The following is a 12,887-nucleotide window of genomic DNA, read 5'->3' as shown; positions in this document are numbered from 1 at the left end:
AATTTACTACCGGAGTACCAAGCGTACTTTGGCTGAGGAATTGGGATTCAAAGGCTATGCCAATGTAATTAATAACAATATATTGAAATAAATCTTTTATTAAAATCAAGTAATTAACTTATTTACATTTTATGAATTAAAAAACAGCGAAGTAGGGATGAAGAAAAAGAGGCAGTTTTTTGCCACTAATATTCGAGAGCTAGATGAAGTAGGAGAGTCTTAGTGACGTGCACGCTCCTATAACAGCATAATAGACATTATTTGGTTAAACTGGCATAAAACCTGTTTTGTTTATTGATTATCATAATTATCCATCAAAGGTATTTCACCATGTCAGCAGTCAGCGATCCGCAGGATTTGGACCAATTTGAAACAGCTGTCAGACTAATGCAACAGAATCAACTCAATGAAGCAAAAAACTTGCTGATGCAATTGCTGGAAAAAAATCCAATGAATTCAGCTGCCAAGCATAAACTGGCTGAGATTTATCTGGCGGTTGAGCAATATGATACTGCATTACCCTATCTGTTAGAGGTTGTTCAGCAGGAGCCTGAAAATGCCTATTATTTATATCGGCTAGGGTATACCATGCTGAAAATGAATCACCTTGAGCAGGCCATTAAATCATTACAGTTAGCCACTCGAATTGACCCGAATCTGGCAGAGCCCTATCCATTATTAGGCACCCTTTATCAAAGCATGGGTAAAGATGATGAGGCTTTGCAGTGTTATTTGGCAAAAGCCGATGAAATGAATATTCCAGAGATTTTTGAAACTATTGGCCAACTTTATCAAAAGCAAGAACAATTTATTGAAGCGCAAAATTACTATAAAAAAGCACTTAAGATAAAGCCTGCGATGCAAACTGCTCAAGCCCGTTTAGCGAGTGTCACCGTTGATCAAATGGTAAAAGAATGCCGGTATGACCCTGCTGCAGCGGCAACCGTTCGTAATCTATGTCAACATCAGCAAGGCAATGTATTAGTCAAGCGGGCCTTAGGTAACCTCGCATGCATTGAAGGGGATTCGGAAGCCGCCATTAACCATTATCGACAAGCCATTGAATTACAGCCAGATGATAATCAGGTACGGGCTAACTTGGCAATTACCTTATTACGTAGTGGTCAGTATCAAGAAGGCTGGTCATATTTACGCTGGCGGCAGGATCTATCCCGCCATGACTATGGGTTTGTTAGCCAAACCATAGCAGGGGTTTTTGCACCACAATGGAAAGGAGAAAAAAAACCAGGCATGACACTACTCGTGACGTCTGAACAGGGAGTAGGGGATCAGGTGCTTCATGTACAACACTTGCTGCCACTGGTAGAGGAAGGCATTAATATAATACTGACTTGCAATGTTAAATTGGTGGGATTATTTCAACGGTCTTTTCCGTTCATTACAGTCCTACCGGATAATCAGCCTGTGTCAGAAAATTTAAGTAACCGTATTGATGCACAGGTTTTTTTACTGGATGTGCCGTATTTAGCGAAACTCAATTTACCTGACTATCAGGCACCTGGACAGTATTTAACAGCAGATCCGGTATTGGTTGAACAATTTCGCCAGAAATTTTCGCAAGAAAAACCACAAGCTCGTTTCAATATTGGTGTTGCCTGGCAAAGCAGTAGTGGCTCGACAGGGAGAGGTAAGTCAGTCGCATTGGAAACACTCAATCCGCTATTCCAGTTGGCCAACTGTCACTTTGTCAGTATTCAGTATGGAGAGGCGGTGCAAGATGCTCTTCGGTTAAAGCCTCCTTTAGTAGAAGTTGATGAATCTTTCAATCCTTTTGATGACTTGGAAAAAGCGGCAGCACAAATTGCTGCGCTTGACCTGGTTATATCCGTTTCTAATGCGGCTGTGCATTTGGCAGGGGCATTAGGTATTTCTACTTGGGTATTGACCCAGCGGGTGCCTCTGTGGCACTGGTTTGAACAACGTGAAGACAGCCCTTGGTATCCCACTGTTCGGTTATTTCGACAGCCCACTCATGGCGATTGGGACAGTGTAATACAGTGGGTTTGTAGTGAGCTGCAAAAGTTAATTATAGAAAAAAGCTAGCTGGTCGATACAAGTAAGAAGCAATATATAAAATATAGTCAAAGTGAATGGCTTTTAGGGGCGGCCGTCGTGCAATGAAGCCCTATGAGTTTATGTTTTTATAAATGATTAGGGTGAAGAGTGACGACAACAAACCCTAAAAATCATTCGTGAAGAATATAGTGTTAACCAATGAGGAAGAGGTGTTATGATCCGGGTATTTATTGGTTATGACCGTGCAGAAGCGGCTGCTTTTAGTGTACTTGCTCATAGTATTCATACTCATGCTTCCCAGCCAGTCGCGATAACCCCATTAATGCTCAGCCAATTACAGGATGTATTTACCCGTGAGCGTGACCCATTGCAATCCACTGACTTCTCTTTTTCCCGATTTTTAGTGCCTTATTTGTGTGACTATCAAGGATGGGCCATTTTTATGGATTGTGACATGGTGGTGAAAGATGATATTAATCAATTATGGTCATTGGGTGATAATCGCTTTGCAGTGCAAGTGGTTAAACATGATCATAAGCCTGAAAATCAACGTAAATTTCTCAATCATGTGCAAACACGTTATCAAAAGAAAAACTGGTCCAGTGTGATGTTATTTAATTGTGAGCGTTGCACAGCACTGACACCTGATTTTGTAAATCAAGCCTCTGGGTTAGAGTTGCACCAATTTAAATGGCTATCATCCGACCACTTAATTGGTGAATTACCGCCTCGCTGGAATCATTTAGTTGGCTATGATCAACCTGCTTATGATATTGCATTATTACACTATACCGAAGGTGGTCCCTATTTTGATGAGTATCGTCATTGTGAATATGCCAATGACTGGCTTCAGGCTCGTGACCATATGCTATTTGTGGCGCAAGGCGTTCGAGCGGCTAATAAAATGAAAGCCCATAAAGAGGGGAAACCATCATTATCCAATACCTCAAAGGCTGTATGCTCCCAAAAAAACTAAGAACAAGAAAAAATACAAAGGATGCCTAAAAAAATTTTATTGCTAGGCAGTAAATCATTGGGGCTCCGTGTATTGGAGCGAATATTCCAGCTTAGTACTGCCCAAACGTTAGCGGTTATCACCTTCAATGATCAACAGGACTGTCGTTCCTGTTTTAGTGATTTTCAGCAATTTACCAAGAACCATCAGATCGAATTAATTGTTGTTAATGATCAAAATCATGCCAATTGTGTGATTAGTGAATTAAAACCCGACATATGTTTTGTTGTGGGATGGTATTGGTTAATCCCTGAAAAAATCCTGCAACAGGTACCAATGGGTTTTATTGGCTTACATAATTCACTATTGCCCCAATACCGAGGGGGTTCACCACTCGTGTGGACATTAATTAATGGCGATAAACAGGCGGGCTTTTCTTTTTTTACTTTAACAACAGGAATGGATGATGGCCCTATCTGGGCACAAGGGCAAATAGCGGTCAGTGAAGAGGATACCATTGCCGACTGTTTAGCCGCTTTGGAAGCGAAAAGTTTGCAGGTATTTACTCGGATTTACCCTCAAATATTATCAGGCCAATTACAACCCAAGCCACAAAACCATGAGCAAGCCAGCTACTGCGCTTTGCGTTACCCAGAAGATGGTAAAATTAACTGGCACTGGTCAGCTAGGCAAATAAAAAACTTTATCCGGGCACAAACGATGCCTTACCCAGGAGCATTTACCTTACTCAATGGCAAGCGGGTGATTATCTGGCAAGCCCAGGTATTTAGTCAGACTTTTTATGGTATAGCTGGACAAGTAGCTCAAATGAAGGATGAACAAGTGGTGATTGTTTGTGGTGACAACACTGCACTTATTGTCAAGCAAGTGCAAGTTGATGACCAGTTGTACCTCGCAAGTACTATTTTTAAGTCAATTAAACTACGGCTTTAATTGCTTCAATAACCTGATCAACAGGCATTTGGTCATAGCAGGGAAGGGTGATGGTTTGTTCTTGTAGCAATTTGGCATTGGGCTGTATGTTGTGGTATTTATGTTGATAGTAAGAAGTAGCACTTAAACAATAAGTGCCAATAGTCGTTTCTATTTGTTTTTCACGTAGCTTTAGAATTAATTGATCCCGATTAATTGAATGAGGAATTTTAAATACGATAGATTGACAGTTAAACATCACCTGATTGCCTATAGCTTGTGGAGTAAAACCAAGCGGTATCAATGCTTGAATATAGTCGTCTCTCGTTTTATTACGTTGGCGGATAATGTCGTTAATGAGTGGTAACTGGGCTAATAGCATTGTTGCTTGTAATTCTGATAGCCGATAATTAAAACCACTGCTAATAAAATCTTGAGTAATATTATCTTTACTGCCATTAGCGCCATGGTTGAGTAGAACTGTTAATTGTTTTCCCAAGTGGTCATTATTGGTGGTAATGGCCCCACCTTCACCTGCTGTGATGAGTTTTCGGGGGTGAAAGCTAAAACAGCTAAGGTCGGCAATAGTTCCACAGTTTAGGCTGTTTTCACTGCTACCAATGGCACAGGCGGCATCTTCAATTAACCATAGCCTATGATGGTGGCACCATTGTTTTACTTGATGAATACCGGTTGGGTTACCAAAACTATCGACAAAAATCACAGCTTTGGTTTTTTTTGTACGTTTTTTTTCCAGTATTTCAACCGGCAGATTAAAAGTGTCTAAATTTACATCGGCAAAAACTGGGGTAGCTCCACAATTTTCTACGACATTCACAGTTGCTGGAAATGAAAAGTCAGCAACAATCACTTCATCGCCAGGACCAATCTTAAGCACAGCAAGGGCAGTGCTTAAGGCGGTAGTAGCTGAACTGGTACTAAAAGCATATTGACAGTTTAGGGTATTAGCTAATTCGGCTTCCAGTTGTGCAATATATTGTCCTTTACTGAATTGACCCGACTGAAAAATATCAGCAAAGGCGGTTTCTACATCAGAGAAGGTTATATATGGTTTAATTAGCCTGATCATTTCATTCGAGAAGGGTATACCATTCGATGGTTTTTGCTAACCCTTTTTTTAAAGGCGTAATCGAAGGGTTAATTAAGCGATAGAGTTTTTGATTACTGGCATTATGCGCCGTCACATCAGCAGGTCTGGCGGGTTTGGTGATAATTTCGCCGTGATAATCCATTTGCTCACATAATTCAGTAATTAACGCTTTAATAGACAGTTGATTTTGCGTAGCAATATTAACACTATCACCTGCTGGTAATACATCGTATAACTGAGTAATGGCGGAGACGGTATCATTGACATAGATAAAATCACGGCTTTGCTCTCCCGTGCCATGTATTTCAGGTGCTTCTCCCGCTAGGAGTCGAGTGATAGTTAAAGGGATAATACTGGCCAATTGCCCCTGATAATTTTGACGAGGGCCATAGTTATTAAAAGGCCTGACAATAAAAGCATCGAGGTCAAACATCCGGACATAAGCTTCTACGGCTAAATCAGCAGCGGCTTTACCGGCTGCATAGGTGGTAGTAGGGTTTCGCGGATGTTGCTCATCCATCGGTTCATATACAGCAGTACCATACACTTCAGACGTTGAAAAATGACAAAGGGTTTTATACTGCCCTTGTCGTAAATATTCCAGTAGATTGATAACACCATTGGTATTGGTTTGATAAGCATCTGCAGGGTTAATGAAGGAATAATTCAACGCTTTAGTGGCACAGTTAAATACTGTATCTATCGAATATTCATTAAATAAGAAGGATAACGTTGCTGCTACCTCAATATCCCCTTGTAAAAAAATACAGCCGTGATTAATTGCTTCCGTCAGGTTGGCTTCCTTACCTAAAAATAAATTATCCACGGCAATAACCTGTTTGACGCCTAGCTGTATTAACTGATCAACTAAATGGCTACCAATAAAACCAGCACCGCCTGTGACTAAAATGGTTTGGTTAGTCAGTGAGTCCCTCATGCGTTATAGATACTCTCCATAATGATGGCCATTACTGATTTGATGAGTAATGGCGGAATGAACTTTCTGGCAAATAATTGCTGCACTTAGGGCCTGCTGAATACCGGGGTAAGGCAGCATGATACCTTGGCAATTGCTTATAAAGGTTTTCAACTCTTTAAGTAAAGCTTCTTGGGGAGGAACTGCTACTGACTCAACTGTCGAGGAAATGGTATAAGGGCTATTATCATTGTGAAATATTTGTGATTGCCGGTTAATAACAATTTCTTTCCGGAGCAAATCGCAATCAATAAAACGATCGACACAAGTGGCTTGAATCAAGCGAGTTTTCTTTTCTGTTAATCGGCTGGCTAATATGCGTGAGAAAGCACCATTTTCATGAATTAAGGTAGCAGAGGCAAAACCAACATTGCCATTTTGTTCAGTTAGCCCGTTGGCACGAATTTCAGTCACGGGGCCATTCAGTAGCAGAGCCAAGTCAATGTCATGAATCATTAAGTCTGAAATGACGTCCACATCGGTAATGCGCTCACTTAATTTATTAGTACGAAAAAAGTCAATGTTAATCACTTGGCCGCTATTTTTAAGAATATTTTCTAATTCAACAATGGCTGGACTAAAGCGCTCAATAAACCCTACCTGAATAGACAGTTGCTTTTGATTGACTAAATTTGCAATGGTGTCAATGTTAATCATGTTGTCTGCTAAGGGCTTTTCAACAAACATTGTGGCCACATACTGACTGCATAACTTAACATAATGGGCATGGGTGATAGTGGGAGTTGCAATCACAACGGCATCAACCTGCGGTAATAAAGAATGCAAGTTAGTACTGCAAGCAGTTTGATATTGACTGGCGAGGGTGTCCATTCGTTGTTGGTCGGTATCAAAGACAAAGACTAAATCAACTGCACGTAACATGGCTAAAATGCGCAAGTGATTTTGACCCATTTTTCCCAGGCCTAATAAGCCAATACGAACGGGTTTTAATGGTTGAACAGCCACTTGATACCTCTAATGACTCTTTGTGAATGATATACACTACACATTTGGTTTAGCTTTGACTCTATTACCTGTTTTATCAACATAACCCATGTGACAAGCGGGATTTCCTATAACCAGAGAAAAAGGGGCTACATCTTTGGTGACCACTGCGCCTGCGGCTACCATGGCATATTCACCAATGGTAATACCACAAATAATCGTAGCATTAGCGCCAATGCTCGCACCTCTATACACCACTGTAGGGGTAACCTGCCATTCCTGGCTAAATGCCCGTGGCACTTTATCATTAGTAAAACAGACATGGGGGCCAATAAATACGTCATCATGAATGGTTACACCATAAAATACAGAAACCCCATTTTGAATTTTGCAGCCATTACCAATAGTCACATCATGATCAATATAAACGTCCTTGCTAATAATACAGCGAGCACCAATTTTAGCATTTTCACGAACTTGAGCATTAATCCATATTTTGCTGTTTTCACCAATAACAACAAATTCGCCGATAGAAACATTTTCAGCAATTGTAGTGTTTTCACCAATGCTTGTGTTTTCGCTAATATTGGCTGAGTTAGTTGATGAACTCTCCGTTGAGAGTTTAGAAGCAATATGTGCTCCAGCTGAGGAGGCTACTTGTCTAGAGTCTTCGGCCATTGAGTTTTCCCTGGCTATTTTAGGGACGTGCACGTCTCTTATTTATAGTTATCGTTAGTAGATGCAATGACTTTAATCACTTTATTGATGGTAGTTTTACCTAAATAGGGGTGCATTGGTATACTGAACAAAGTGTGGCAAAGCTGTTCAGCTACTGGCATAGCCCCTGGCTGGTAACCTAAATATTGAAAAGCAGGTTGTAAATGAAGCGGTATTGGGTAGTAAATGTTATAAGGAATTTGCTGTGCTTTAAGTGCAGAACAAATAGCTGAACGATGATTATTATTGTTGGCCTGTACGGTAAACTGTGCCCAAGCACTTTGTTTGAGAATAGTTGGGCTTGTATTAATTATCTGGGTGGTTAGCCCTATTTTTTGAAAAGCCTGTTGGTAATGTGCTGCAATAGTTTGCCGCTGTTGCAGTTCTTGCTCGAAAATTGACAGTTTGGCTAATAAAATAGCGGCTTGTAAGGTATCTAAACGGCTGTTAATACCAATGTGAGTATGTTCGTAAGGCGTTACCCCTTGACCATGAACACGAATTGAATGAGCAATTGTCGCCAGCTCATCATGATTAGTAAAAACGGCACCGCCATCCCCGTAACAGCCTAAAGGTTTGGCAGGAAAAAAAGAAGTGGTTGTGATGTCTGCGAAAGCACCGACTTTTTGGTTATTAATACTGCTACCAAAACTTTGAGCAGCATCGGCAATAACAATTAAGTCATATTGTTTGGCTATTTGATTAATTTGCTGGTAATTACAAGGCAAGCCAAATAAATCGACGGGAATAACACCAGCAATTCTGCTATTAACTGATAACTGTTGTTGTAATAGCCTGGGTAATTGGGTTTGGTTGCCATAAAAATCACTTATCAGGGGTTCCAACAGGGTCTCATCTAAATTAAAGTCCATTGGGTTAACATCGCAAAACAAAGGAATAGCTCCTACTAGGGCGATGGCTTCAGCGGTAGCAATAAAGCTAAAAGGAGTAGTAATGATTACATCCCCTGGCTTAACTTGTTGAGCATAGAGTGCCAGTACCAGAGCATCAGTGCCAGAAGCACAACTAATAGCGTGCTTTACTTGGCAATAATCGGCAAGTTGTTGCTCCAATTCAGCGACTTCAGGACCAAGAATATATTGACCATGGCTTAGTACTTTATTAATGCCCTGAGTAATTTTATCTTTGATGACAGCCTGTTGCGCTTGAAGGTCAATAAAGGGAATCATGCTTGTTGGCTGATGGTTAGGAAATGACGACAGTAAATGTCTGCACAACGTTGTTGATTGGCAAATAGTTCATTAATGAGTTGCACATTGAGTTGACTGGCTTGCAGATATTTTTCCTGTTGAGTGGCAAGGCGAAGAGCGATGTCTTGATATTCAGTGATATTGGTTGCCACTGATGCATAGAAGGCTTCTGTCGTGATATGAGAGGGAAGATAGTTTTTTATTAATGCAGCAATCGTTGGGTAATAACTGATGTATGTAGGGTTGTTAAACAACACCACGGGTTTAGCCGCTGCCATGCTTTCTAATAATGAGTAACCACTACCGCAGGGGAAGGAATCAAGAAAAATATCAATGACCTGACAATACAGTTTAGAATTAATCCAACCAACAAAGTGGCAACGGGAGGCTACACCTTGTTCCTCAAAAACCTGCTTAATCATTGGGTCTAATTCACGACCAGTAAATAAGTATCCTGCATTGGGGTTGGCGATTAAAATTTCAGCAATACAGTTAAGGAAAAGCGGGTCGTTCAGTTTTTCTTCACGGGCGATGGTGCCGTATAAGCAATCGTAGGGATACTGATTTCGCAGTTGTTTGGCTGGGGCTGTTTGGGTTTCATCAAACCAATTGGCTGATGAAAGTGTCCCACCATGCCATTGGATTCCGTTGAGCTCAAAGGTTTCTTCCACATGCATACTTGAGACATAACCATCAATATCGGGCAGTGAAAAACCATGAAACTTCATGGTCCACCAGATTTGGGTTTTGGCTAAACGTAAGCCGAATGCAAATGACATTTCAGGTACCGAGGTTATCCAGACCAAGGTTTGATAGCCCTGGGTAAATAAATAAGACTTTAAAAAAGCATACCGGGCAGAGCGGGGCATTTGAGGGTGCTCGGCCTCAATCTCCATTATTGGTACCTTGAGCGCTCGAAATTGACTGACCATGTCAGCGTTGTTGTTGGCAATAGAAATCACTATTGGGCTAATTAATGGAGTGGCTAATTGCTGATGACCAGCGAAAAAACTAATGAGTGCCTCCACATGGGCGAGGGTGCTGCTGGTATGTAAAATAAAGGCAATTTTAGGTAAATTATTTTCTGTTAGTGGTTTGCCCGCAGACCAGTTTTCATTGGCAATTATCTCGTCAACGGTTTTTCGATAACGTTGACCAGCTGCATGCATCTGGTTTTTCCAGTGCTTAAAAGCCTGTTCAAAATGGGCTTCTGATTCTTCCCGTTTTACATAATGCTGATAAATATAACCTTCCAGAAAAAAAGCTAAGTCATAATGGTCATGTTGAGTAGCTGTTAGCAGGATAGGTAGTGCATAATTATCAAAGACTGCTGTTAGCCATTCCATAGGCTCAGCTTTATTAAATGACAGTTTATCAAAGGTGAGCTTGATTAAATTACCAGTTTCAGGTTTTAACTCAGGATATATCCATTGAGATAAAGAATTAGCTAGCAGTTTTAAATATTGATCAGCAAGGCTACGTTTTTTTCCCACCAGGGCACAAAGGTTATAAATAGCATCCGTGTTAGTAGGGTTAGCCTGCATGGCCTTGGCAAAATATTCAATTGCCTCAAGAGTATTGCCCTGCAATGCGGCAATAACTGCGGCAATATTAAGTGCCTTGTCATTATTGGGCTGTTGTAATAATACTGGTTGGATAGTAGCAAGTGCGTCATTATACTGCTGTTGACGTACTAACTGTTCGGCATGTTGAATAATATGATCCATATACCCTTCAATAATAGCCCTTAATGCGTTTATTATAGTTTAGCATTATGCTCCTTTTATATGACTATTTTATTATACGTCATTAGCCTTGTAATAATTGTAACACCTGTTGTGGTAGTGCATTCGCTTGTGACAGCATTGAAATACCCGCCTGTTGGAGTACTTGGGTTCGGGCGAGTTCAGCAGTTTCTGCGGCGAAATCAGCATCTTTAATTCGGGAATTGGCTGCAGATAGGTTTTCTGCTGCAATAGCTTGGTTAGCGACTGTTGACTCAAAGCGGTTTTGAATAGCACCTAAATTTGACCGTTGCAAGTTAATTGCTTGTAAGGCATGGTCTACAGATTCCAAAGCAAGTAATGCTCCTTCAACGGTGGAAATATCAATATCTTGTAGAAATTGCCCAGTTTCTGCACCACCAAAAGTGCCAGCCTGTAACCCATGATTGGTCAGGCCACTGGCATTGTTAGTTGTTAAAGTTATTGGTGCAGAAGAATTTAGCCGAATGGATGACTCATAAGTTCCCGCAGTGCCTGCGGCTAGACCTGTATTGACTAAACCTGTTGAAGCAGGTGTTAAAGGCGTGCCCGCTGTTGGATAGGTAATGGTAATATTTCTACCATCTTCAGCAAATAATTGTACTCCACCTGTATCACTGCCTGTATCAACAGCTGTAACTCCCGTTTGGCCTGAAATCGAATTGATGGCATTAACTACGGCAAATCGGCTAGCTTCAGAGTCAGTTGTTGTGTTTATTGTGGCTGTTTGTACTCCATTAATGGTTAGGATTCCACTGGTTGCTGCAGCCGTCATCGTACTTCCGTTAACAAGATTTGGATTGGGAGTAGCAGTAACCCCTGTTCGTTCACTGACTTTGTTGATAGCAGCTGCTTTAGTGATAGCGCTACTGCCTTTATCCTGACTGGAAGCAGTATCGTCCAGTGGGTTACCAGCTGGTACAGGCACATCATTGATGACAATGTCACCGTCGTTGAGGGTTGGTGCAGCTTGTTTTCCTGCAGTACCTGTATCGCCATCAATAGCAGCTAAAGAGGAAAGGAATGCCCCTGTACCAGGGTAGGTTCCTTCTGCTAACCCCACATTAAGATTTAGTTGGCCACTAGTGCCTTGCTCTATTTCTATTGCAGAGCCATCTTGAGAGATTAAGGTAAATCCGCCTGACACGGTGCCTGCCAACTCTTCTGCTGGAGTTGGAATAGCACCAGCAGCAGTGGTACCCGTTGGTAATCCTGTTGCAGCAGGCGTTGGGCCACCGTTGGCGTAAACTAAAGTGATATTTCTCCCGTCTTCTGCCTCTAACACAATACCTGAGGCATCCTGGCCAGTATTAATGGCCACAACACCTGTTTGTTTAGAGAATGCATTAATTGCAGATACGACAGCTTCCCGGTTGGCATCGGTTGTTAGGTTTGTATTCGTGGCTAAAGCAATAGTGACGCCATTAAGAAATACATTACCAGCTGTAGTGGCATTGACTTGATTTGTACCTTCAACGGAGTTTGTGAGCACTTTAGCGGTAACGCCAGTTTCATCAGACTTTGAATTAATGGTTGCAACTTTGGAGATAGCGCTGGCACTTTTGTTTGTGAGAGAGGCTGTGTCAGCAGTAGATTTAGAGCTGGGAATTGGTACACCATTAATTAATAAATCCCCTTGAGCAATTCCAAAGTTCGTTCCTCTAGCACTAACTCCTACTTCTGGGGATGCGCCTAAAGCATCTACTCGTGCTCCTTCAATATTGAAAGCGATATTTTCACCTTCATTGGCACCAATCTGAAAGGTAACTTCAGTAAAAGTACCATCTAACAGTTGTGTACCGTTGTAGTTAGTTTGCTCTGAAACCCGTTGAATTTCTTTTTTCAGTTGTACTACTTCTGCATTGAGTGCTTCACGATCTTCTGGGCTGTTAGTGGCATTAGCTGCTTGTAAAGCCAGATCGCGAATCCTTAATAGATTATCTTTCATCGCACTTAATGCACTCTCAGCTACTTGTGCAAGGGAAACACCGTCATTGGCATTACGTATAGCTACGTTTAAACCGCGGACTTGGGTATCAAATCGAGTGGATATAGAAAGACCTGCTGCATCATCTTTGGCACTGTTAATGCGTAAACCTGAAGACAATCGTTGTAATGCAGTGGCATTGGCCGATTGTGAAGAATTTAAGTTGCGCTGGGCATTCAGCGAAGCAATATTGGTGTTAATAACTTGTGGCATCACTGCTCTCCTTGTCTATACCCTTCGTGAAAAGCTTTT

The 12,887-nt window shown here is 41.3% G+C and carries 10 protein-coding genes; 3 read left to right on the top strand and 7 right to left on the bottom strand.

Annotated elements, in window-relative coordinates; translation table 11 throughout:
- Positions 1 to 330: 330 nt before the first annotated feature.
- The 3 genes from G4Y78_RS16545 to G4Y78_RS16535 all read left to right on the top strand — a co-directional run bounded on the left by G4Y78_RS16545 (position 331) and on the right by G4Y78_RS16535 (position 3,946).
- Complete coding sequence (locus G4Y78_RS16545) at positions 331 to 2,064, top strand: tetratricopeptide repeat protein (protein WP_163834076.1); 1,734 nt, start codon at positions 331 to 333, stop codon at positions 2,062 to 2,064.
- A gap of 187 nt (positions 2,065 to 2,251) precedes the next feature.
- Positions 2,252 to 3,013, top strand: a complete 762-nt coding sequence (locus G4Y78_RS16540; RefSeq protein ID WP_163834075.1) for a glycosyltransferase — start codon at positions 2,252 to 2,254, stop codon at positions 3,011 to 3,013.
- Between the two features lie 21 nt (positions 3,014 to 3,034).
- Positions 3,035 to 3,946 carry a methionyl-tRNA formyltransferase gene (locus G4Y78_RS16535; protein WP_163834074.1) on the top strand — a complete coding sequence of 304 codons (912 nt, stop codon included), beginning with the start codon at positions 3,035 to 3,037 and terminating at the stop codon, positions 3,944 to 3,946.
- On the opposite strand, the gene G4Y78_RS16530 is transcribed toward G4Y78_RS16535, so the two are convergent.
- The 7 genes from G4Y78_RS16530 to G4Y78_RS16500 form a co-directional block, all read right to left on the bottom strand.
- On the bottom strand, positions 3,930 to 5,015 hold the full coding sequence (locus tag G4Y78_RS16530) for a DegT/DnrJ/EryC1/StrS family aminotransferase (RefSeq protein WP_163834073.1): 1,086 nt from the start codon (positions 5,013 to 5,015) through the stop codon (positions 3,930 to 3,932). The genes G4Y78_RS16535 and G4Y78_RS16530 overlap by 17 nt on opposite strands.
- 1 nt (position 5,016) lies before the next feature.
- Positions 5,017 to 5,973: a dTDP-glucose 4,6-dehydratase gene (locus G4Y78_RS16525; RefSeq protein ID WP_163834072.1), complete on the bottom strand. Its 957-nt coding sequence runs from the start codon at positions 5,971 to 5,973 to the stop codon at positions 5,017 to 5,019.
- 3 nt (positions 5,974 to 5,976) lie between these two features.
- Positions 5,977 to 6,978, bottom strand: a complete 1,002-nt coding sequence (locus G4Y78_RS16520; RefSeq protein WP_163834071.1) for a Gfo/Idh/MocA family protein — start codon at positions 6,976 to 6,978, stop codon at positions 5,977 to 5,979.
- Between the two features lie 36 nt (positions 6,979 to 7,014).
- Entirely contained in the window at positions 7,015 to 7,635 is a 621-nt protein-coding gene (locus tag G4Y78_RS31075) for an acyltransferase (protein ID WP_163834070.1), read from the bottom strand.
- Positions 7,636 to 7,673: 38 nt separating this feature from the next.
- A complete protein-coding gene (locus G4Y78_RS16510) occupies positions 7,674 to 8,864 on the bottom strand; it encodes a DegT/DnrJ/EryC1/StrS family aminotransferase (protein WP_163834069.1) in 1,191 nt (396 codons plus the stop codon).
- Complete coding sequence (locus G4Y78_RS16505) at positions 8,861 to 10,612, bottom strand: tetratricopeptide repeat protein (RefSeq protein WP_163834068.1); 1,752 nt, start codon at positions 10,610 to 10,612, stop codon at positions 8,861 to 8,863. Before G4Y78_RS16505 ends, G4Y78_RS16510 begins: the two co-directional genes overlap by 4 nt.
- Before the next feature lie 82 nt (positions 10,613 to 10,694).
- Complete coding sequence (locus G4Y78_RS16500) at positions 10,695 to 12,848, bottom strand: flagellin N-terminal helical domain-containing protein (protein ID WP_163834067.1); 2,154 nt, start codon at positions 12,846 to 12,848, stop codon at positions 10,695 to 10,697.
- Between the last annotated feature and the right edge of the window lie 39 nt (positions 12,849 to 12,887).

Origin of the sequence: Spartinivicinus ruber (genome assembly GCF_011009015.1) — a bacterium.
Lineage (GTDB): Bacteria > Pseudomonadota > Gammaproteobacteria > Pseudomonadales > Zooshikellaceae > Spartinivicinus > Spartinivicinus ruber.
The sequence above is the reverse complement of the archived record's forward strand: the minus strand, read 5'-3'. Positions and strand labels throughout refer to the sequence as shown.

What these genes read in the sequence shown, in the direction of transcription:
- G4Y78_RS16535 (WP_163834074.1), top strand. Translation starts at nt 3,035, where the DNA reads ATGCCTAAAAAAATTTTATTGCTAGGCAGTAAATCATTGGGGCTCCGT.
- G4Y78_RS16525 (WP_163834072.1), bottom strand. Translation starts at nt 5,973, where the DNA reads ATGAGGGACTCACTGACTAACCAAACCATTTTAGTCACAGGCGGTGCT.
- G4Y78_RS16500 (WP_163834067.1), bottom strand. Translation starts at nt 12,848, where the DNA reads ATGCCACAAGTTATTAACACCAATATTGCTTCGCTGAATGCCCAGCGC.
- G4Y78_RS16545 (WP_163834076.1), top strand. Translation starts at nt 331, where the DNA reads ATGTCAGCAGTCAGCGATCCGCAGGATTTGGACCAATTTGAAACAGCT.
- G4Y78_RS31075 (WP_163834070.1), bottom strand. Translation starts at nt 7,635, where the DNA reads ATGGCCGAAGACTCTAGACAAGTAGCCTCCTCAGCTGGAGCACATATT.
- G4Y78_RS16505 (WP_163834068.1), bottom strand. Translation starts at nt 10,612, where the DNA reads ATGGATCATATTATTCAACATGCCGAACAGTTAGTACGTCAACAGCAG.
- G4Y78_RS16540 (WP_163834075.1), top strand. Translation starts at nt 2,252, where the DNA reads ATGATCCGGGTATTTATTGGTTATGACCGTGCAGAAGCGGCTGCTTTT.
- G4Y78_RS16530 (WP_163834073.1), bottom strand. Translation starts at nt 5,015, where the DNA reads ATGATCAGGCTAATTAAACCATATATAACCTTCTCTGATGTAGAAACC.
- G4Y78_RS16510 (WP_163834069.1), bottom strand. Translation starts at nt 8,864, where the DNA reads ATGATTCCCTTTATTGACCTTCAAGCGCAACAGGCTGTCATCAAAGAT.